Source organism: Zhongshania sp. (assembly GCF_029212375.1).
GTDB lineage: Bacteria > Pseudomonadota > Gammaproteobacteria > Pseudomonadales > Spongiibacteraceae > Spongiibacter.
Window position 1 is genome coordinate 135828 of record NZ_JARGNU010000006.1, and the last position, 21000, is coordinate 156827.

Consider the following 21000-nt stretch of genomic DNA (forward strand, 5'->3'; position numbering starts at 1 on the left):
GCTGGCTATTCTGGCGTCGCACTTAACTTTAGCTCACCGGGTGGGGACGGCTAGGAGGCTTTAGGCCGGTATCCTGATCCTGCAGGTACTGCGTAAAGCAGGCTTTTAAGGTGTGACACTCCGCCAAAAAGGCGTCTTGCAGTGCTTTTCGTTGCTGGGGGTCGCACTGCTTATCTGCGTGCTCAAGGGCGGCGGCGCTGTGTTGTAAACGACGACCATGCAATTGCCCAGCACTGCCCTTTATGGCATGGGCGATGTCAGTTATTTGGGTAATATCCTCATATTGCACTGCTTGAGCAAAATCATTTAATTGGGTGTCGAGCTGATCAATAAACATTTGCAGTAACTTGCGCAGGGTGTCTTTGCGGCCCATGGCACTTTCCAGTGCTTTAGCGGCTATCCATATTTCGGGGTCGCTGCTTGTGCTGGCGTTAATTTGCGCTACTGCGGGGGCCGGCTTTTTAGCGGGGTCGGGCCCAATTTCGAGGGCTGCGCCTTTTAGCCACTGGGTGAGTTTTTCGCGCAGGTCGGCGGCTTCCATGGGCTTGCTGAGATAGTCGTTCATACCGGCGCTAATGCATTTTTCCTTGTCGCCGCTCATGGCGTTGGCCGTTAAGGCAATGATGGGAATTTTGCGATAGTTATTGCCTGCACCGCCATTACGTATGCGGCGACTTACCGCATAGCCATCCATTTTAGGCATTTGGCAGTCCATTAAGATTAATGAATAGGGTGAGTGCTTGTCGGTGTTACAGAGCATTTGCAGGGCAATAATACCGTCGCTAGCGATATCGACGGGAATGCCCAGTTCATTGAGCATGCAGCGGCTCACTTCTTGGTTTATGGGATTATCTTCAACCAGTAATATTTTGTGGCCAGTAAATTCTGGTGCAATGTGACTATTGATTGCGTCTGCAGATGGGGGGTGTGGAATTGTCTGCGCTGTTGTTTTGGCTATGGCTAGGCGCAGTAAATTGTCGCTGCTAGTTAGGCTTAGGGCTGCAAGCAGATTTTTACTTGCTAGGGGCTTCAAATAGCGGGCATTGATGTATTGCTCATTCAGCGGCTGAGCGGCATTTTCATAGCTGTTGCCAAGCACCACAATGGCCGCATTTGTAAATGCGGGGTGATGGCGCAGGCGCGCAGCGACTTCGTTAGCGCTGCCGCAGGCGAGCTGCTCATCCAGTAACACAAGATCGCAGTGTTTTAATTGGGGCGATGCTAATGCGGTGATCGCAGTTTTGTCGTCGCTCGCGTCAATAACCGTGGCGTCCCAGCATTCCAACTGGCGACGGCAGCTGTGTCTGAAGGCCTCGCTGTGGTCAATAATCGCAACGCTGTAACTGGCGAGCTGAGGGGCGGGGTCCGGCAGGGTGGCGCTCGGTGCTAAGCGAACCGTAAAGCTAAAAGTACTGCCTTCATCTGGGCTGCTGTGCACCTGAATATTCCCACCCATTAGCTCACAAAGCTTGCTGCAAATAGACAGCCCTAAGCCTGAGCCGCCGTATTTGCGAGTGGTACTGCTGTCTATTTGCGAAAAGGGTGAAAATAACTTGCCAAGATCGGCCTCGGGCACGCCAATGCCACTATCAATAATGGCGCAGCTAAACAGGAGTCCATCGACTTCTTCGCGCAAGCTAGCACGTAATATTACCGCGCCGCGCTCGGTAAATTTAATGGCGTTGGCGAGTAAATTAGTAATGATTTGACGGAGTCTGGTGGGGTCTCCTACAACTCGGCAAAGTGGGATTGCGCTTAGATCGACGATTAAATCCAAGCCCTTTTCGTGGGCATGATGGGCTAAGCTTTCGGCAAACTCATCAAGGGCGTGGCGCAAATCGAATTCAATACTTTCAAGTTGCAATTTTCCCGCATCCACTTTAGAAAAATCTAAAATGTCATCTATCAAGCCCAGTAGCGAGCGCGCACTGCTCTTGGCGATATGCACTTTGTGGCCTTGGTCTTGCGTTAGCGGGGTGTTTTCTAGCAAATTTAACATACCGAGCACGCCGTTCATTGGGGTGCGAATTTCGTGACTCATTACCGCCAAAAATTCACTTTTTGCGCGCACCGCGCCCTCAGCTTGCTCTTTGGCAATAATCAGCTCGTCGCGGGCTTTGCGGCGGCTATCGATATCTTGAACTGAGCCATATAAGCGGATACAGGTTTTATTGCTGAATTCGGCTTGGCCGGTAATATGTATCCACGTTTCGCGCCCCGTTGCGGTGATGACTTTTAATTCGTCGCTAAATGGGATGCCTTTGCGAATGGCATCTGTAACCGAGAGATTAAAGCGCCTGAGGTCTTCTGGGCCGCTTGCAAAGGTATGGATTTGCGCAACATCAGGAATAAAGTTGGCGTCGGCGCGAAAAATTTTACGGGTCATTTGCGACCAGTACATTTTATTGTCTGCGACCATGTATTCCCAAGCGCCAACTCTTGCTTGTGCGCCCATTGAACGCATAAGCGACTCTTGGCGCTGAACAATGTCGCTGGCTCTTTTCTGGGCGGAGATGTCTTCGATAATCGACCATACAAAGGAGTGACCGCTGTTGTCCTGAATTAATACGCCATTCAATTGGACGGGAAACTTACTACCGTCTTTGCGAATGTATTCGCGCTCATAAGGGCCGTAGCGTCCGGATTTTTGTAGTGAACGCAGCTGGTATTGCTCTACTTCCTCTGGGCTGCTGGCGGTAATTTGCCAATAATTTAAGTTGTTAAAATCTTCTTTAGAATAGCCGGTGCTGCTCAGTAAAGCGTTATTGACCTGTAAAAATTCGCCAGTATTAAAGTCACTTAATGCGATACCGATGGGAGCGGTATCAAACAGGCTATGCAGCAGCAAATTATGGCGTTGGCGGCGACTAAATAGACGGAAAACAGTAATAAACAGAGCATAGATAGCGGTGCTGGCGAACCCCAGCGCAATACGCACGGTGGTGGCGTTGTCGGCTTTTAATGGCCAGCCGTGTTTGGGAACGCCTGCCAGCTCCCACGCTTCGTTTGACGGTAGCGATATTGCGGCAATAACGGGTCTTGCGGCTGAGGTGAATGCCGCCGAGCTACCAAGAAACGGGGTGGCGTCAGAGTCAGCCTCGTGACCGATTTTGCGAATGGCAATGTTAATGGGTAAGTCCGTCGAGTACAGACCAATGGCGGTGTAAAGTTGATTTAGATTAATGACCGCAGAAATGCTTCCCCAAAGTAACTCAGTGCCGGTGGCGTCTTGGGGCACAAAAACTGGGATGCGCGCGATAATCCCTTGGCCACCTTGAATTAACGTGAAGGGGCCAGAGAGAACGACTTGGCCGCTTTCTCTGGCGCGCAGTAAGTCTTTTAATTGGTCGGGGCGATCTCTAATATCAAAATTGAGGACGGCTTCGTTACCTTCCAGCGGGTAGACAAATTTAATTTTTAAGTTTTGGGTGGCGGTAATGTTATTGAGCTGAACACTGTCATCGAATAGTGGCGCGGCATAAAGGGCAAAACCCGCTGCGTCGATATTGGGATTAGCTCTTACCGCAGAAACCATGCCTTTAGAGGTTTGCAAGTTCGCTAGAACTAGCCCTTCTAACTTGCTCGCCGTTAAATTAAGTTGGTTTTGCATATTGTCGCGGAATAGCCATTTGTAATTCTTGTTATTCAGGTAGTCGATGTACAGGCTGCCGCCCAATAGAATTACCGCTGCGAGTACTAGCACTGTGTGCTGTAGCCATTTGAATCGTGCGAACTGCCGGTTATGGAATTGATCCACTTCGCTAGACTCGGTATCGACTTGATTTTGGTTTGGCGACGTACGCGGCATAGCTGGGGTCTCATCGGCCTTCGGTTGTACATAAATTGGGCGTAACAAAGAGCTTCATCATAGATTGTTGGTGGTGGGGACAATATTCGTACTTCCCCTAGGTCTTTTCTTGGGTAATAGCGCGGTGTTCATTGCGCGGCATTCGATTGATAATAGCAGCTAGATGAATATTGGGTGGTGGCGGTAATGACAGTGTGGGTAGACGCGGATGCGTGTCCGGTAGTGATTAGAGATATTTTATTCCGCGCGGCAGAGCGAACGGGGGTGGCGCTGACCCTTATCGCCAATCAAGCGCTACGGGTTCCGCCTGCCGTTAACATTAGCTCAGTGCAGGTGAGCAGCGGTTTTGATGTGGCAGATAATGAAATTGTGCGCCGCGCAGAGTCTGGCGACTTGGTGATTACCAGTGACATCCCCCTTGCCGCGGAAGTGATTGAAAAAGGCGCGCTGGCGCTGACCCCGCGCGGCGAGCTGTTTAATAAAGACAATATTCGCGCCAAGTTGAATATGCGTGATTTTATGGACACCATGCGCTCCTCTGGTGTGCACAGTGGTGGCGCGGCGCCCTTTGCCCAGCAAGACAAGCAGGCCTTTGCCAATCAATTAGATCGCTATTTAAGCCGGTTGCGCAGCCAATATGCAGAATCTTAGATTGGCTCTGCTTAGCTGCATCCTCTGGTTTTCTGGTTTTTTGCAGGCCGATACCGTGCGGGTGGCCTTGGCATCTAATTTTGCCGCGCCGATGCGTGAGATTGCCCGCTTATTCGAACTGGAAAGTGGTCATCAAGTTGATATGGTGGTGTCTTCCTCGGGTAAGATTTTTGCACAAATACGCTACGGTGCGCCCTTCGACGTGTTTTTGTCGGCAGATGCAAGCAAGCCTAGCGCGCTGGTAGCAAAGGGCTTGGCGGTGGCTGATTCCCAATTTAGCTATGCAATCGGTAGATTGGTGCTGTGGTCGCCAAAGCCCACTTTATTCGACAATAGCCCCGCTATTTTGCGTGGCAGTCTGTTTAAAACATTGGCCTTGGCCAACCCCCTGCACGCGCCCTACGGCGAGGCGGCCGTCGAGGTTTTGAGCCAATTGGGGCTTTATGAGGCCTTGGCGGGGAAAATAGTAAGGGGCGAAAATATTGCCCAGACTTTCCAGTTTATTAGCACTGGTAATGCCGAGCTGGGTTTTGTGGCGCTGTCGCAGCTTCGCGATCGTCGCCAAGTGGAAATTGGCTCCCAGTGGCTCGTGCCAGCGACAATGCATTCGCCCATTCGTCAAGACGCGGTGCTATTAACACCAGCGGCAGACAAGCCCGCCGCCCTTGAGTTTATGCAATTTTTACAGAGTGCGCCGATCCGCGAGCTGATTAGCGCGAGCGGTTATTTGCTGGCCGACTAACGTTGTGTACTGCTCACGGTATTAGCTGCGCAGCGGTTCAATAAAACAGCCGTACTCTTTGTCTAGCTCTACACTGAAGCGATATTGATTATTCATCACCTTAACCGTGTAGCGCTGGAACTGTGGCTGGGCGGCGATGGCGCTGATGTCGGTTTTTATGCCCAGCGGAATGCTCAAATTGCTGTCGAGCAGCGCGTTGTATTTGCTGATTTTTACCTTGCCGCCGCGCAGGGCTTCGCTAAAACAATCTAATACGCGTTCAAATTCGGCGATCTCGCCATCGGCACTGGCGTCAATATGCTGGCCGTTATACTTAAAGCGTCGGCCCTCCTGACTGCTGCACTGCATGGCGGAACTAGCCGATTTATCTGCTTGGGGCGTACAGCGCACCACCCGATAATATCGAAAGTGCTCGTCTTCTTCATGTGGGGCTAGCGTCAAACTCCACAGCGCGCCGGGCCCTGCGCTGCACTTTTCTACCGGTTGTTTAACGGCGTTGGCGCCGTAGCTGTCTAGTAGGTGGGTGATGGCACTCTTTAACAGGGCTTCCGAGTAAACTTCACTGTCTTCACAGGAGGAAGCCATCGCGATGGAGGGTAGGTTGAATAGGAATATACAGATTAACAGTGCGCGCATAATAAACTCAGCGAGAAAGGTCCTTGCCAGTGGCAGAATTGACCCTTAAAAAATGACGACGAAATAGCACTAATATTATCAAGAACAGGCAGCCAAGCCCAACTGCGGCGGGAAATAATAATGTGGTTAGCGAATAACTGGCCAGCGCCAATATCACCAAGCCATTGCGCAAGGCGAACAGGCCGAAAAAACTGAGGCTTTCGGCGTAGGGCTGGTGATAGGCCTTGCGCAGTGTTGGCCCAAAGCCCAAAAGGTCGACGGCAGTGAGGACTATTACGGCAAACAGCGGGCTAGCACTCAAATACCAAATGGGCAGCGACGACAGCGCCGCGCCAAAGAACAGCCAGTCGCTATGGGTGATTTTTATGTCGCCCTTGCGTTGAAACGCGAGTAAGGCAATGTAAAAGGTGATAATGCCTGAAATTCCGATGGGCCACGCGCCGCTGCCACCCTTGGCATCGAGCTGGGCAAAAAACACAATAACGGTGGTGATACCCCAAATCACCCATGAAAATACATGGGCTTGGGTGGTGCCGCGGTGAATGCCGCGAATATACGGCGCAAAGCCAATAAACGTGAGGGCAATGGCAGCGAGTGCAAAAAGGTCTTTTAGGCTCATGGCGATGACTAGGGCAGCGATTCCGTTCACATTGGCTGGAAATTTCCCAGCCAATGTTACCTAGCGATTTTGATCGTTCTTAGCGATCAGGCAACACAATATTTAATTCTAATACTGAACAATTGCCATTGTTGTCTAATTGCACTTCTACCTGATCTTGGTCTACGTCAACGTATTTGCGAATCACGTCGAGCAGCTCCTGCTGTAATTTTGGCAGGTAATCGGGCTGGCTGCGTTGATTGCGCTCGTGGGCGACAATAATCTGCAAGCGCTCTTTGGCGATCGATGCTGTGTCTTTTTTACCGTTGCGGAAGTAGTCGAATATGCTCATGCGCTCCTCCGAAACAGTCGTTGAAACAGGCCTTTTTGTTCTACGCTCATAAAGCGGTGTTCCACTTCCTCTCCCAAAATACGCGCTACAGCGTCGGAATAGGCTTGGCCTGCGGGGCTTTCTTTGTCGTGAATGACCGGAATACCTTGGTTGGACGCCTTGAGTACAGTTTCGGACTCGGGAATAACGCCTAGCAACTTGGTCGCCAATATTTCTTCTACGTCTTTAACACCGAGCATTTCGCCCTTTTCAACGCGCTCGGGGTTGTAGCGGGTCAGCAGCAGACATTCTTCAACGCGCTCGCCTTGTTCGGCGCGACGGGACTTGCTTTGCAGAATGCCCAGTATGCGGTCTGAGTCCCGTACCGAAGAGACTTCAGGGTTGGCGACGACAATGGCCATATCGGCAAAATACATCGCCATAAACGCGCCGTGCTCAATGCCGGCGGGGGAGTCGCAAATAATGTATTCAAAGCCGTCATCGGCCAGTTCTTTTAATACCCGCTCAACACCTTCTACACTGAGCGCGTCTTTGTCGCGGGTTTGCGAGGCCGGCAGAATATAGAGATTTTCGGCGCGCTTGTCTTTGATCAGTGCCTGGCGAAGGTTGGCTTCACCGTTGATCACATTAACAAAATCGTACACCACGCGGCGTTCGCAATTCATAATAATGTCGAGGTTGCGCAGACCAATATCAAAATCGATAACCGCGGTTTTGTGGCCGCGCATGGCGATGCCGCTACTGATCGCGGCGCTGGTCGTGGTCTTGCCCACGCCGCCTTTTCCTGAGGTAACTACTATTATCTTGGCCAAGGGTCTAATCCTTTTAAGGGCATAATGAATGTGTGTTTGGCATTAAACGAGTGGCGTAATGCTCAGTGTTTGCTCGTCTAGGCCGACTTGAACCGGCATTTTCCAATGTTCTTTGCGCAAATCTTCGTCCACCTTGAAGGTGCCGGCAATCGAGACCAGCTCGGCCTCTAGGCTTTGGCAGAAAATACGCGCACTGCTATCGCCTTTTACGCCAGCGAGGGCGCGGCCGCGCAGGGCGCCGTAAACATGAATATTGCCATCGGCCAGTACCTCTGCCCCCGCTGACACCGCCGCCATAATAATCAGGTCGCCGCCTGGGGCGTAAACCTGCTGGCCAGAACGAATTGGTGTGGTGATGATTTTACTGGGGCTGTGGTTGATTTCAACGTGGTCAGTGGGGCTCAATTCCAGTTGGCAAGGTTCGGTCGGCTCAGTTTTACTCTGATTAGCGGCGCTGGCACTGGATTCAGTTTGCTCGCTTGGCTCTGTTTGCTGCTCAATCTGGAGATCTGGCGCCGGTTTAACTCGACTCGCGGGCATAATCGCCAAGCTTAGGGCTTTTGCTTGCTGTTCAAGGCTCTCGACCCCGCTGCGCAGTGCCACTGGCAATAGCCCCTGGCTGTGGCATATCGTCAGAATATCGGCCAAGGCTAGGGTGTCCACCTCACCGGCAAAATCATCAAAGCTGAGCACCACAGGGGTTTGTTTGAAAAAGCCGGGTGCGGCCGCCGCTTTGTCGCGCAATTGCTGCTCAAAGTCCACCGCGTCAAAGCGGCTGATTTCCAATAGTGTGAGGGGGAATAAGCCGCCCTTCAAACGAAAGGTGGCGGTGGTGGGTGAGTCTGCGCTGGTATTTGACTTTAAAAGTGGCAATCTGCTTTCCTAGGTGTGGCTAAATCCCCAGATCGCGTGAGCTGCGTCTTGGAGTAGGCTTAGGGTATTCAAGATTTCAGGCCCTTAGAGTAAGGCATCGCTAGGATTGTTCAACTGTTTTTATAGGTTTAGCGCCGACTTGTTGGTACTTCGCTGATTTTAGCGAGAATTCTGTGGGTGGACATGGCTATATACAGAATAATCTCGCGGCTGGCGCTGTTCAGCGCGTCTGGTAGGGTGGCTTAGTCATCGTCGTTTCTGTACTACTGCAAGCGGCGAATAAGTACCTGCTAATTTTTTTGCAGATTCCGCGACGGAATTTACGTTCAGTTACGTTTAAGTCCATGAGTACAAATTAAGGGTAACGGAGAAGTTTCTCCGCCCGTTTTCAAGGAAACACGATGAACAGCAAATACATGACTCTCGCCGCAATCGCATTGTTTTTAGCTGCTGGTTGCGCCATGGCCCGTCCACCGCAGTTTGACACCATGGATGCCGATGGCAACGGCAGCGTCACCCGCGCCGAAGCTGAAAAAATGATTATTGGTCACGCTGAAATGATTGACGCCAACAACGACGGCATTATCACCGAGGCGGAAATGCAAACTGAGCAAAGTCGTCATAAGGATAAGCGGCCGCCGCGCCCAAATGACGCACCCGCGCAAATTAGCGGCGACGTGCAACTGGCTGAGTTTGTTGCACATCGGCTTGATAGGCTTATGCAGCACGACCAAAATGGCGATGGCGAGTTAAGCGCGCAAGAATTAGCGCCACCTAATGGCCGCGGAGGACCCGGCGGCCCGAGATAAGATCGTAAATCGTGACAAACTGTGAGGATGACCTACTCGTAAGCCGAGCTGGCAAAGGCGAGCACGCCGCCTTCGAGGTTTTGGTGAACCGGCATCTCGATGCTGTGCTCGGCTTTGCCGAGCGCATGATCGGGACGCGCGCTGACGCCGAAGATATTGCCCAAGATACCTTTGCCAAAGCTTGGCAGCAGGCGCGGCGCTGGAAACCGGGGCAGGCGCAATATCGTACATGGTTGTTTCAGCTTGCGATGAATCTTATTCGAGATCGCTGGCGCAAGCAGCGACCCAGCGAGCCTTTGGATGACACCATTGCGGATACCCAAGCCACGCCAGATAGCCAGCTGCAATCTGCTGCGCAGGCCGCGCGGGTAAACGCGGCACTGCAACAACTGCCGGAGCGACAGCGAGCAGCCATTATTCTCAACCACTACCACGGGCTGGGTAATATCGAAACGGCATTGGCGATGGACGCCAGCGTCGAGTCGGTGGAGTCCTTGCTTGGCCGCGCCCGCCGCAGCCTACGTCAATCTCTTAATAGCGAGCGCGTCTAATTGGAATCGACCTTATGAGTACAGATACAGAACTCGATAACTTACTAAACGCTTACCGCGTAGCGCCGGCGAGTGCCGCGCTACGGCAGCGAATTGTGCAAAACGCGAGCAGGCCATCGCCCTGGGCGGAGCTGCTAGCGGCGATCGGCGGCTGGCGAATCGCCGGACCGGCGCTGGCAGCCAGTTTGATGTTTGGTGTCGTCAGTCAGCTTTGGTGGACTCAGTCCGTTTCCCATAGCGTTGCTGAGGACAGCGTTTGGACTTTGGCTATGTTAAACACCACGCAGGAGTGGGCTAATGAATAAGGAACGAAATTGGGGTATCGCGCTTGGCGCATCCTTAATCGTCAACGTGTTCTGTTTGTCAGCACTGTTAACCGGTTGGTTGGCGCCGCCACCACCCATGCACGGTGGTGGCCCGCCACCGCCACCCGAGGCGCGCATACTTTTTGAGAAAATTGCACCTCATCGGCAGCCCGGTTTTCGTCAGTCGATGGACGCGATTCACCAGCAGCGTCAAGCGGTGGGGCGGGCCTTCGCCGCTGAACCCTTTAACGCCGAACAACTCGCTGGCGCCCTTGCCGCACTTCGCCATGCGGAATCCGCTGGCGCGGAATTAGCCCATCAACGTATCGTCGAGGTCGCGGCGACATTGACTAGCGAGGAGCGCCGCCAGCTCGAACCGTTTGTGGGGCATCGGCCGGGCAAGCCTCCCGGGCCGCGGCCACCCAGATAGTATTTACCTGAAACAATTGTTTAGCGTGCTTAACATTCAGAGATTCAAGCTATGAAGATAAAAAGGCACCTTTTGCCTGTAGCAATACTGACCCCAAGTCTGCTTGTGGCCTGCGGCGGCGGTGGCGGTGGCGGAGGCGCCACCGCCACCAGTAGCGACGACAGTAGCAGTATTGTCGGCGCGAGTGGCTATAACAGCGCACTTTTTAGTTCGGATTTAATTAGCGAAAGCCAAGTTAGCTGTACGCTAGAAAACGGCGCCACGACCACATGTTATCAACTGCGCTTTGCTGCCAATGGCGCGGGTAGCAGTGAAGGTAATAACACCATTGGCCCCTTCTGTCCGGAGAATATCGAGGTAGCACGAAAGGATGCTGGCCTCGGCATATACGACGGCCCCAGTAACCCGGGTTTTCAATCCCTCGTTGACGCTGTGCAGAATATGGACGCCGACGGTTACGACATCGTTGATGACAATGGCAACGTGAATACGGTGGGTGGCGGCCCAGGTAGCAGTGCCTGTTTGGAAATGCCCATGGACACCGGCCTAGAAGTCACCTACCTCGTGCCAGTAACACCGCAAGTAAGAAGTGCGCCCTACCAGATATCTACGATAGAAAGTATCGGCTTCGGTGTGACGGGGGTTCCCTACAAAGGACATCCGCCGGGGGTGACGGTGGCGGAAGCGGGCGTCAATGGCTCCGGCAGCGGCAGTATTCCCGCTCTGGACCATTGCGGTGGCCATGTCGATCCGGCGGGCTACTATCATTGGCACTTTGTTCCCCAGTCGATGAATACGGTACTTAGCGCAGACCAATACCGGTATCAGCAAGACAATGAAATAAGCTGCAGCAATGCCATTATTGCCTATGACCAGCCGTCGTCGTTTGCCGGTTTAGCTAAAGACGGCTTCCCCATCTACGGCGCCTACGACGCGGTTGATAACGTAGACACACCGCCGAACGAGCTGGCAGTCGTCGACGAATGCAATGGGCATAGTCATGCGACTACAGAGTTTTCCGAAGGCATTTATCACTATCATGCTTTAGCTGGCGGCGCCCCTAATGTACCGACCTGCTTACGGGGAAGCTTTGTGCAACGAGATTTTTCCATCCAGTAATGAAACGATTCACCTAGGTCTCTTGACCACTTTGAAAGCCGCTTGCTTCTATTTTGGAGCGGCTTTCTTTTTTAAACAGGCCCCATGAAACATTATTTCCGTATTTTAATTTTGCTCCTTATTGCTAGCCTTAGCGGCCTAATTCAGGCCCACGACCAGCACTTGGCCACTGTCCATATTCGGCGTAGCGACGCCGGTCGCTGGCTATTCGAGCTCATGACACCGCTACCTGCCTTAGACCAAGCCATGCGGGCTTCCCTTCCCGAGGCCCAGCGCAATATGCTAGCCGGTAGCACAGCCTACAAAGAGGCCGTTGTCGCCTATGTCAAAAAAGGCTTTGCGGTTTCCGTCAGCGGGCGCAGCAAGGCTGACCAAGTGGTCAATGCGCTTCCCCTGAGCCTTGGGCAAGGACGTTTGCGCTTAGACGAGCACGTCTCAACACTGCAGTTTGAAATAAAGGGCATGCCCGCCGCAGTAGAGCAGCTTGAATTTAGTTTGGCCTATATGGCGGACAATCCTCGCCAGAACAATTTTGTACGGCTTATTGATGGCGACCGGAGCAAGCGCTACATTCTTAATGTTCAAAATAATTTTTCAGGCAAAGACAGCGAATTCTTCGCCGCTAAAAAATAATTGGTATTTTTTCGACGGAATTTGGCGACTGCGACGTTTAAACCTAAGAGAACTGCTCACGAAGGCTAATCACTTCAGGAAACCGCCGAATGACACGTCGTTACCACACTAAAGATTTTCTCAATCCGCGCTTGTTTGTCGGCGCGACGCTTAGCACTCTGCTTGTTGCCTGTGGTGGTGGCAGTAGCGGTAGCGGCAATGATGCGACGACCGCGATTAGCGAAGCCGATAATCACGCGGTGGACACCTCCCGATTTATGGAAGACGCCGTAGTCTCAATTGAAACCGTGAGCTGTACGCTCTCCGATGGCAGTGCCAGCAGCTGCTACGAAATCACCTTGAATGGCTTTCCCGCAGATAGAAGCAGCTTGGGGCCTTTCTGCCCAGAAACAACGAGCACAGGCGCCAATGACGCCGGTACCTGGTTTGAGGATGGGGTGCTTTATGATCTCACCGGCGCCTTTGTCGCTGACCTCGCCAATTTTTATAACGACGACAATTGGCAGTTGTTTAATGCGCAAACCGGCGACGTTTATATAACGAATACCCAGGCGGCCTGCGAGGCCGCAGCGCAGCCCAATGTGCCCGCAAATTACAACAATTACTGCGTACAGTGTGATATTTCTTATTACAGCGATGAACCTTTAAAGGGTATTGCGGTGACCTATTTAATTCCCGCAACGCCACAGCCTCGAGACGCGCCCGGCGCTATTGACCGAGGTGGTGTCGGCGCCGCCTTTAACGGGGTGAAACTCGATGCGGCCGCACCGACAGATGCGATTTTAGGGGCTTATACGATTGCCGCTTTCGATGAGTGCGTTGGCCATATCAACCCCCATGCCGGCTATCACTATCACGGTGCCAACCACGGCGACGGTGACTGCCCGGCAATCGATTTTGAAACTGACGGCCACGGCGGCGCTTTTGGCTACGCCTTAGACGGCTACGCTATTTACGCGATGGCTGACAGTGCTGGCAATGAATCTACCGACCTTGATAGCTGCCGCGGTCATAGCGATGAGACGCGCGGCTACCACTACCACACTGCGAGCGCTGGCGAGAATGCCTTTATAGGTTGCTTTACTGGTGAGACTGCACGATGAACTCACGTAATTACAGAAAGCGCCGCCTAGGGCTTGCCGCGACAGTGGGGTATTTGCTTATTGTCAGCCCCGCTTATGCACATGAGAATCACAACGAGGCGCCATGGGCGGCTTGTGAGGCGCAACAGCAGAATTCATCCTGCGAATTTAGCGATGGCCATGGCGATTTGTATCGGGGCAGCTGTCAGGTTTTTAGCGACAGTCTAATGTGTGTTCGGAATCAGCCTATCGTGCGGGCAGACGTGCCGGCAAGTAAGACGACTAAGTCGGATCCGACACCCTTAGCCAGATAAAAAGCCAAATTTTTTAGCAGTTCAACTGTGTGTTTATCAGTGGAGTAGATGAAATGGTCAACTCAATTGCGGCAAGCGGCATGTCTATGCCACCGCCGCCGCGTATGCAATCAGCCGCCTCATTAACTGAGGATCAAACCCAGCTTATTAACGACACGCTGAGTCAGTTTGATGCGGAAAATATTACCGAGACTGATGCAAAATCGATTGTGTCGATTTTTCAGGAGGCGGGAATTCAGCCCAGCAAATCCCTCGCTGACGCAATGGACGCAGCGGGCTTCGATGCCAAAGCGCTTGGCGACCTAGCAAGACCTCAGGGGCCGCCGCCTAGCGGGCCGCAGAGTCAAAGTGGCGGTATTAATCTCAGTGACGATGCTCTGAAAGAGCTCTACACATTATTAGATGAATACTATTCTGAAAACGCGTCGGCTAGCGATAAATCTGGTTTAGAAAATTCGATTCAAGAATTATTGGGATCGGCCTCAAGTATTTTCAGCGCTAAAGCCTAAGAGCCGTTTCTAGTCATTTTGCCTGCGTTAAGCGTAGGCCCACTCCCTAAGTAAGTTGTGGTAGAGCGCCGATAGGCGCCGCACCTCTTCGTCGTCACTGCCCAGTTTTATTGTTAAAGCCTGAATGCTTTGATCCAGCTCAAACAGTTGCTGGCGTTGCTGATGGCTGCGGATCAGACTTTGCACCCAAAAAAACGCGGCAAGGCGTTGGCCCTTTGGCACTGGTTTAACTTCGTGCAGGCAGTTGGCGGGGTAGAGGATCATATCCCCAGCGTCGAGTTTAATTTCTTGCAGGCAGCCGCCGATCTCAACGCAGAGTTCGCCGCCCTCGTAGTCTTGGGCTTGGGACAGGAATAAGGTCGCAGACAGATCGCTGCGCAGACTGCTGCCGTCGGCAAGCCGCATAATCGCGCTGTCGATATGCTGGCCGTAGTGGCCATCGTTTTGGTAGCAATTAAATTTGGGCGGGTAAATTTTGTCGGGCAGGGCGGCGCTGATGAACAGCGGGTGCTGGCTTAATTTGGCGCTGAGGCTTGTTACCAAACGGCGGGCTGCTGCACTGCTGTCATCTAACTGCAAATTGGTTTTGCGTGGCGCGGCAAGTTGGCCAGCGCTGCGGGCGCCGTCTTGCCAGTTGGCGCCGTCGAGGGTTTGGCGAAAATGCGCTAACTCGCTCGCGCTCAGAAAATTATTGATAACAGTGAGCATAGTGATCCTCAGCGGGGCGTAAAAAGACAGTCGCGATTTATGTCGTCAATGTGCGGGCAACCGCAGAGGGCCATGGTGATTTCCAATTCCTCTTTGAGTAAACGTAACATATGGGCAACGCCAAGCGCACCAGCAACCGCCAAGGAAAACGCTTGGGGGCGGCCAATGAGTACCGCGTTGGCGCCCAGCGCAATGGCTTTAATAATGTCGCTGCCGCGACGAATACCGCTGTCTAATAAAATGGGAAAATCACTGCCCAGCGCATCGCGAATGGCAGGCAGGGCGTCGATGCTGGCGGGTAGGCCGTCTAGGCAGCGACCGCCGTGATTAGACACAATAATGCCGTCCATGCCCATGTCGGCAAGCTGCACGGCGTCGTCGGGGTTGATTACGCCTTTAATAATGATGGGGAGTTGGGTCTGTTGCTTTAACCACGCGAGGTCTTGCCACTGGGGCGCCAGCGCCATGAGTTGCTGGAGAATGGCATTTTGCCCTGCTAACTTTTGTGCCGGCGAAATATTCACCGCCTCAATTTCTGGCGGTATTTGGAAGCCCGCGCGCTGGGCGCGATTGCGCAGGCCGCTCAGTGGCGCATCGACGGTGACCACGATCGCGGTATAGCCTGCGGCTTCAGCCCGCGCAATTAAAGTCGATGTGTCGGCGCGCTGGGGCTGAAAATACAGTTGAAACCATTTTGGCGCATTGGTTTGCGCGGCAATGTCTTCGAGGCTGGCGGTGGCCAATGTACTGACTACTATCGCGGTGTCCATGGCATCTGCCGCTATTGCGGTGGCGAGTTCGCCACTGGCGTGGCAGAGCTGTTGATAGCCCAGCGGCGCCAGTAAAAAGGGGTGCGCCAAATTGTGGCCGAGCAAGGTGGTTTGGGTAGACGCGCTGCTGAAGTCGCGCAGCAAGCGCGGCTTTAATTCAATATTGGCAAAGGCGCTGCGATTGCGATGAAGGGTGTGCTCGTCGGCAACGCCTGCGGCAATGTATTCGTAAATATCGTGGGCGAGAAAATCTTTAGCGTAACGCTGGTAGTCATCAAGGCAGACAATATCTGCGGGGATATTTTGCAAGGGCGGGGTGTATTTCATCACTGTATTCCGTAATGGATAAGCGCGCTGTGCTCATACTCTATGAGCACAGCGCAGGGCGAGCTTAGAACTCGTAGTCCACACTCAGGTGGGCGTTGCGGGCTTCGCCAATATAGGTGAAGGCACCACTGCGGTAGGCCGCAAGGTAGTAGTCTTCATCGGTGACATTGCCAATGTTAACCCGCGCTTTAAGCTGCTCGCTAAACTGGTAGCTGGCAAAAGCGTCGAACACGGTATAGCTCGGCACTTCGTAAGAGTACTCGCCAGTTGCACTGCTAAAGCCAGCTGCGGAGTCGGGCTGACCAGCGTACAGTTCGCTAGAGTAAGTCAGGGTGCCGCCAAAAGAAAATTTGGGGCTGGCTTGGTAGCGCAATTGCAGAAACACGCTGTCGTCGGCGAAGTTACTCAGCACCTTGCCTTCGGAGTCGGTATTATAAGATTCGAGAATTTCCGATTCCATAAAGCTGGCGCCGAACTGAGTGCTGAGTTTGCTGCTGATATTGCCAACCAAGGAAAACTCAATGCCCTGTACGCGGTTTTTACCGGTGTTCAAGGTGCCGAGGGTGGCGTAGTCGTCGCCGACGCTTTCCATAACATCACTTTTGGTGATTTGGAAAATCGCTGCGGTGGCCAGGAGCTTGTCATTGAGAATATTCCATTTGGTGCCAAGCTCAATATTGGCGGTCATTTCCGGTTCGCTGTTCGCGGCCTGTTCTGGGTCGCCACACAATCCACCATAACCACAGTTACCGCCAACATCAGACTCGCCGCCGTTGATATTGGCCGAGGTGCTGTAGGTTAGGTAAACATTGGCGTCGTCATTAATTTGGTATACCGCGCCAATATGACCATTCCACAGACTGTCGGAATACTTGTAGTTTAAAATGGTGCCGCGGCTATCAACGGTATTGTCGTAGTCGAAATCATCTAAGCGAATGCCGGTGAATAAAGACCAGTCTTCACTCAGCTCAATGGTGTCCATCAACGACAGCGAGATAGTTTCAATATTGTAGTCTGAGTCTTGCGCGCCCTTAGTAATACTGCGACCCATGATGGTGTTTATATTGCTGGGGGTATTGCCATTGGCATCGGTGGTGCAATAGCCGGGACCTGCGCCGCCGCGACCGCTCACAATACAATTGCTGGTGCCGTTATTGCTGACGTTGTATACGCCGTTAACGACATTGTGTTTAGACAGCTCAACACCAAAGACCAGCTGGTTTTTCTTGCCTGCGATATCTAAATCTTTGAAAAAGTTAAATTGGTTAACAAAGTATTCTACTTCTTGCCAACCTTGATGGGTGCTAAGGGACGCAGTAGCCGCGCTGGGAGCGTCGGGGTCGGTGGCGTCGCGATTGGTGCCCCGCGCGCCGGTGGTCACGTAGCCATTGTCGGTGGTGCCGTAGCGCAGGGCGTTTTCAATACGGCTGCTATCGCTAATGTCGTATTTGGCGCGCAAGGTGGCGACGCTGACCGTTGATTTTAGAAAATCCTGGTCTTGTAAATAGACTGGAAAATCGTCAACGGGTTTGCCGCCACCGGACACGATGTAGGTGCCTAAATCTGGGCTGTCTTCAGCATTGAGGTAGTAGACGTCGCCGAGTAATTGCAGCTTTTCTGTGGCTTTAAACAGGCCAGAGACGGCAAAGCCGCGTCGGCTTTTATCCGCTGGCTCGCGGTCGGGCACGTCTTTAAAGGAATAGAGTAAGTTGACGCGCAGTGCGATGTCGTCGCTGACGGAGTTATTGCTGTCGAGGCTCAGGCGCTGGTAATTATCAGTGCCAATACCGCCGCTAACTTTATTAAAGTCGTATTCGGTGCTCGCCTGCTTGGTAATACTGTTTACCGCGCCGCCAGTAGAGCCACGGCCAGCAAAAGTAGAGCTTGGCCCTTTGGTGATCTCGACTTGCTCGGTGGCAAAGCTTTCGCGAGTGGTCATGCCGGGGTCGCGAAGGCCATCGACAAAGACATCGCTGCGGGCTTCGTGGCCGCGAATAATATAGCGGTCGCCAAAAGCATTGCCGTTCTCACCGGTGCCAAGGGTAATGCCGGGCTGAGCGGCTAGTACATCGCGCAAATCTGATTTGCCGGATTCCTGAATCTGGGTTTGGGTCAGTACGTTGATGGTTTGTGGGGTGTCGGCCAAATCTTTTACATGGCGGCTGTCGCCAGAAACTTTTGCTTTATAGGGGGCGCCCGCTTCGGTGTAGGGGTTGGTGTCGAGGGTGCGCTCCTCGATTTTTAGCGTATCGAGCACAAAGGCATCTTCACTTTGCGCGAAGCTGGCGCTGCCCATCAGCAGTGTGGGGATGCCTAGCGCTAGGGCGCTGGCTCTGGGCTTGAAGCGCGTCGTCGTCAGCTTAGCCGGTTTTAGTGTGGTTTTCCGTGTCATGTTTAATCCTCGTGGAAGTCATTGGTGATTAGGGAGTACTCAATAGGTATTACGAGATGAATCTCTTCTTTTTTTATACTTGCCGGTAGTGGCGGCAGCGGTGAGGCGTCGGCGAGCATTTGCAGCGCCGCGTCGTCGAGGGCGCCATGGCCAGAACTGGTTTTAATTGATGCGGCAAAAATTTCACCGCTGCGGCGGATGCCGAATTTCAGTGTCACCACCCCTTGGGTTTTGCGCTTTTTAAGCTCCGGCGGGTAGGTTTTGTAGTGACTGAGCTGCGCCATGACTCGGCTAAAATAGTGGCTGCTGTCTCCTTGCTTGCCGCCGGCGCTGCGTTGCTTGCCCGAGCCACTGGCGCGAACCATGGCTTTTGTTGAGGTGTCGGGACTCGTGTTTTGGCGAGCTGTAGCCTCCTCAGGCTTAGCTGTCTTGGCTTGGCTGCTTGCTGAAGCGTCGACGGCGCTTTGATAGCCGTGTACTGCCGCCGTGGGCGCACTGATACTTGTCGCGATTTTTTCCGGCAATTGCGCAGCTTTTTCTGCGGGTTTTACTTGCGGCTTGGTCGGCGGTTTAGCTGGTGCGGATTTGGGCTTTAATTTAGGCGCGGGCTGATGTTTAGGCTTGGGTGCTGGGCTAGGTTCGGGCACGACCTTACTCTGCGCGATGTGTTTGGCGACGTCGGCATAAGAACCACTCATGCCGAGGCCAATTTCTAATCCGTCTCTGCCCTCGGCGTCAGCGCCAATACGCGGTGTTGGGCGCGGTGACTGCTCGGCGAGGTAAAGCAGCGAGGCGTGTACGCCAACTGCAAATACAAAGGCAATAATCCATGGGAGCTGGCGCATTAGTCTTGGCCACCGTTGCGGGTGTGCAAGTTAATGCTGAGCTGCGGGTAGTTAGCCATCGCGCCTAGCGCGAGGTGTAATTGCGCCGCGCTCAGGTTTTGGTCTGCATACAGCGAAACCTGTGTTGGCTCTGCGCTTGGCAGCTGGCTAAAGAACTCGCCCAGTGCTTGTGGGCTGATCGCCTGCGATGTGGCCGCTGTTTGATTAAGAAATATTTCGCCTTGCTGGTTAATAATGATTTTGATGGCTTGGCTATTCTCGACCTTGCTCTGGCTGCTACTGGGCAGCTGCACCGCGCTGCTTTGCGCGGTTTTAAATTGCCCCGCGACCATGAAAAAAATCAGCAGTAAAAAAACAATATTAATCAAAGGGATTAAATTTTCGTCGCCGCTCGTTTTCTTTGCCGCGGGCAAAAGGTTTCTATTCATCGCGCTTGCTTGTCTCTGGTAGTGGCTCGCCCAAGCTGACGTGCATAAAACCGGCAGACCTTAATTGCTCTAACAGGCTAACAATGTCCTGTACCCGCAATTCAGCGGCGGGTAACAGGTTTACGACTTGCTCAGGGCTGGCAAGGGTATTGAGCTCCGCTAAGCTGCTGAGCTTGGTCAACGAGGTATTGAAATAAGCAAAACTGCCGTCCTCGTAGGCCAGTAGCAATTGCGGTATGGCCGCGTTGCTTGACGCTGAAACTGCCTGCGATTTTTTTAGCTCGATGCTTTGTTCTTTTGTAAAAGTGGAGGTCAGCATAAAAAACATTAATAGAATAAAGACCACATCAATTAAGGCGGTGAGGCTAACGGCATTTTTACGCCGCGGTGTGCCCAGCGACGGCGCGCTTGTTAAAGAGAGTGCTGCGCTCACGCCAGTTCACTCGCTTCTTTGGCTGCCGAGTGAGCTGGGCCTTTAACTTGACTATTGGTTTGGCTATTCAGAGTAAAGGCGTATTCGATAGTATTTTGAATAGACTGGATCTGGCGTTCAGTGCAGCGTTCAAGCCAGCTGTGCAACACTGATATCGGGATTGCCACAATCAAACCTGCGGCGGTGGTGAGTAGCGCCTGCCAAATGCCGCCAGAGAGAATGGCGGGGTTCACGTGCTCACCTGCCGCTTCCATGGCGCGAAAGGCCTCGATCATGCCCAGTACCGTACCGAGTAGACCGAGCAGCGGGGCGAGGGTGGCGATCACCTCTAAAATGCGGAGATGGCTGCTGAGCTGTTCGGCTTGCAGGCGCGCACCCCGGTAAGCTTCATCGCGGGCCTGCTGCAAGCTGAGGTATTTATTGCTAAACAACTGTAGGCAGCGGCTCAGCGCCTTAGCGCTGGGGTTTTGATGACCGTTGATCAGCATTAAGGCCTCGGGCTTTCTGCCTTCTTCAAGCAGTTTAAATGCCCGTGGTGCGGAGGTGTCATTGAGTTTTAGTTGGCCAAATAGCTGCCAAACTTTATAGCTGGCCACGGTTAAGCCGAGAAGTGAAAAGAGCGACAGCAACCAAATAACGGGGCCGCCGGTGATAAGAAGTTGCAACATAGTAGGCTCGAGTATATTTAATGGTAATCGTAATGAGAACGGTTATCATTAAGATATAAATAGAGTCTGTTGTCAATCGTCTTGCCGTATTTTTGCGTAGTTGCAGTTTTGGGGGGATGCTTGGAGTGAAATTTGCTATGGGTAATAATGGTTTGGTGCACAGTTGAATTGTTGGTAAGCCTGTCAAGTAAGCTGATCTAAGCGG

The 21000-nt window shown here is 52.8% G+C and carries 23 protein-coding genes; 10 read left to right on the forward strand and 13 right to left on the reverse strand.

Annotated features, from left to right (window positions below; genetic code table 11):
- Positions 1 to 28: 28 nt before the first annotated feature.
- Positions 29 to 3808, reverse strand: coding sequence for a response regulator (locus P1U47_RS08465; RefSeq protein WP_301028318.1), 3780 nt, complete (start codon positions 3806 to 3808; stop codon positions 29 to 31).
- Between the two features lie 186 nt (positions 3809 to 3994).
- Between P1U47_RS08465 and P1U47_RS08470 the strand changes: the two genes are divergently transcribed.
- Together P1U47_RS08470 and modA are read left to right on the forward strand one after the other, a co-directional pair.
- Complete coding sequence (locus tag P1U47_RS08470; RefSeq protein ID WP_301028319.1) at positions 3995 to 4459, forward strand: YaiI/YqxD family protein; 465 nt, start codon at positions 3995 to 3997, stop codon at positions 4457 to 4459.
- Positions 4446 to 5201: a molybdate ABC transporter substrate-binding protein gene (modA, locus tag P1U47_RS08475; RefSeq protein WP_301028321.1), complete on the forward strand. Its 756-nt coding sequence runs from the start codon at positions 4446 to 4448 to the stop codon at positions 5199 to 5201. Before P1U47_RS08470 ends, modA begins: the two co-directional genes overlap by 14 nt.
- Before the next feature lie 21 nt (positions 5202 to 5222).
- On the opposite strand, the gene P1U47_RS08480 is transcribed toward modA, so the two are convergent.
- The 5 genes from P1U47_RS08480 to minC are packed head-to-tail and all read right to left on the reverse strand — an operon-like array spanning position 5223 to position 8472.
- The gene (locus P1U47_RS08480; RefSeq protein ID WP_301028323.1) at positions 5223 to 5837 is read right to left on the reverse strand and encodes a hypothetical protein; all 615 of its coding nucleotides are present in this window, start codon (positions 5835 to 5837) and stop codon (positions 5223 to 5225) included.
- Between the two features lie 7 nt (positions 5838 to 5844).
- Complete coding sequence (locus P1U47_RS08485; protein ID WP_301028324.1) at positions 5845 to 6486, reverse strand: hypothetical protein; 642 nt, start codon at positions 6484 to 6486, stop codon at positions 5845 to 5847.
- A gap of 49 nt (positions 6487 to 6535) precedes the next feature.
- Positions 6536 to 6787 carry a cell division topological specificity factor MinE gene (gene minE / locus P1U47_RS08490; protein ID WP_301028325.1) on the reverse strand — a complete coding sequence of 84 codons (252 nt, stop codon included), beginning with the start codon at positions 6785 to 6787 and terminating at the stop codon, positions 6536 to 6538.
- A complete protein-coding gene (gene minD, locus P1U47_RS08495) occupies positions 6784 to 7599 on the reverse strand; it encodes a septum site-determining protein MinD (protein WP_301028326.1) in 816 nt (271 codons plus the stop codon). Before minD ends, minE begins: the two co-directional genes overlap by 4 nt.
- Positions 7600 to 7641: 42 nt before the next feature.
- Entirely contained in the window at positions 7642 to 8472 is an 831-nt protein-coding gene (minC, locus tag P1U47_RS08500) for a septum site-determining protein MinC (protein WP_301028328.1), read from the reverse strand.
- Between the two features lie 401 nt (positions 8473 to 8873).
- Here minC and P1U47_RS08505 point away from each other — a divergent pair, with 401 nt between their 5' ends.
- From P1U47_RS08505 to P1U47_RS08540, 8 genes are all read left to right on the forward strand, one after another.
- Complete coding sequence (locus P1U47_RS08505) at positions 8874 to 9281, forward strand: hypothetical protein (protein WP_301028329.1); 408 nt, start codon at positions 8874 to 8876, stop codon at positions 9279 to 9281.
- Positions 9282 to 9292: 11 nt separating this feature from the next.
- Positions 9293 to 9832: a sigma-70 family RNA polymerase sigma factor gene (locus P1U47_RS08510; protein ID WP_301028330.1), complete on the forward strand. Its 540-nt coding sequence runs from the start codon at positions 9293 to 9295 to the stop codon at positions 9830 to 9832.
- Between the two features lie 14 nt (positions 9833 to 9846).
- Positions 9847 to 10137 carry a hypothetical protein gene (locus P1U47_RS08515; protein WP_301028331.1) on the forward strand — a complete coding sequence of 97 codons (291 nt, stop codon included), beginning with the start codon at positions 9847 to 9849 and terminating at the stop codon, positions 10135 to 10137.
- Positions 10130 to 10567, forward strand: coding sequence for a periplasmic heavy metal sensor (locus P1U47_RS08520; protein WP_301028332.1), 438 nt, complete (start codon positions 10130 to 10132; stop codon positions 10565 to 10567). The genes P1U47_RS08515 and P1U47_RS08520 overlap by 8 nt, the downstream gene beginning before the upstream one ends.
- A 72-nt stretch (positions 10568 to 10639) precedes the next feature.
- On the forward strand, positions 10640 to 11686 hold the full coding sequence (locus tag P1U47_RS08525; RefSeq protein ID WP_301028333.1) for a YHYH protein: 1047 nt from the start codon (positions 10640 to 10642) through the stop codon (positions 11684 to 11686).
- 84 nt (positions 11687 to 11770) lie between these two features.
- Positions 11771 to 12319 (forward strand): hypothetical protein, encoded by a 549-nt coding sequence (locus P1U47_RS08530; protein WP_301028335.1) that lies wholly within the window; start codon positions 11771 to 11773, stop codon positions 12317 to 12319.
- 89 nt (positions 12320 to 12408) lie between these two features.
- Positions 12409 to 13422, forward strand: a complete 1014-nt coding sequence (locus P1U47_RS08535) for a YHYH protein (protein WP_301028336.1) — start codon at positions 12409 to 12411, stop codon at positions 13420 to 13422.
- Positions 13423 to 13768: 346 nt separating this feature from the next.
- Complete coding sequence (locus P1U47_RS08540; RefSeq protein WP_301028337.1) at positions 13769 to 14224, forward strand: hypothetical protein; 456 nt, start codon at positions 13769 to 13771, stop codon at positions 14222 to 14224.
- A gap of 27 nt (positions 14225 to 14251) precedes the next feature.
- On the opposite strand, the gene P1U47_RS08545 is transcribed toward P1U47_RS08540, so the two are convergent.
- From P1U47_RS08545 to P1U47_RS08575, 7 genes are all read right to left on the reverse strand, one after another.
- Positions 14252 to 14932, reverse strand: a complete 681-nt coding sequence (locus P1U47_RS08545; RefSeq protein ID WP_301028338.1) for a Fe2+-dependent dioxygenase — start codon at positions 14930 to 14932, stop codon at positions 14252 to 14254.
- Positions 14933 to 14940: 8 nt separating this feature from the next.
- On the reverse strand, positions 14941 to 16029 hold the full coding sequence (locus P1U47_RS08550; RefSeq protein ID WP_301028339.1) for an alpha-hydroxy acid oxidase: 1089 nt from the start codon (positions 16027 to 16029) through the stop codon (positions 14941 to 14943).
- Positions 16030 to 16093: 64 nt separating this feature from the next.
- Entirely contained in the window at positions 16094 to 18421 is a 2328-nt protein-coding gene (locus P1U47_RS08555) for a TonB-dependent siderophore receptor (RefSeq protein ID WP_301028340.1), read from the reverse strand.
- Between the two features lie 2 nt (positions 18422 to 18423).
- Entirely contained in the window at positions 18424 to 19266 is an 843-nt protein-coding gene (locus P1U47_RS08560) for an energy transducer TonB (RefSeq protein WP_301028341.1), read from the reverse strand.
- Positions 19266 to 19694 (reverse strand): biopolymer transporter ExbD, encoded by a 429-nt coding sequence (locus P1U47_RS08565; protein WP_301028342.1) that lies wholly within the window; start codon positions 19692 to 19694, stop codon positions 19266 to 19268. The genes P1U47_RS08560 and P1U47_RS08565 overlap by 1 nt, the downstream gene beginning before the upstream one ends.
- Positions 19687 to 20127, reverse strand: a complete 441-nt coding sequence (locus P1U47_RS08570) for a biopolymer transporter ExbD (RefSeq protein WP_301028343.1) — start codon at positions 20125 to 20127, stop codon at positions 19687 to 19689. Before P1U47_RS08570 ends, P1U47_RS08565 begins: the two co-directional genes overlap by 8 nt.
- Entirely contained in the window at positions 20124 to 20795 is a 672-nt protein-coding gene (locus P1U47_RS08575; RefSeq protein ID WP_301028345.1) for a MotA/TolQ/ExbB proton channel family protein, read from the reverse strand. The genes P1U47_RS08570 and P1U47_RS08575 overlap by 4 nt, the downstream gene beginning before the upstream one ends.
- Positions 20796 to 21000: the final 205 nt, after the last annotated feature.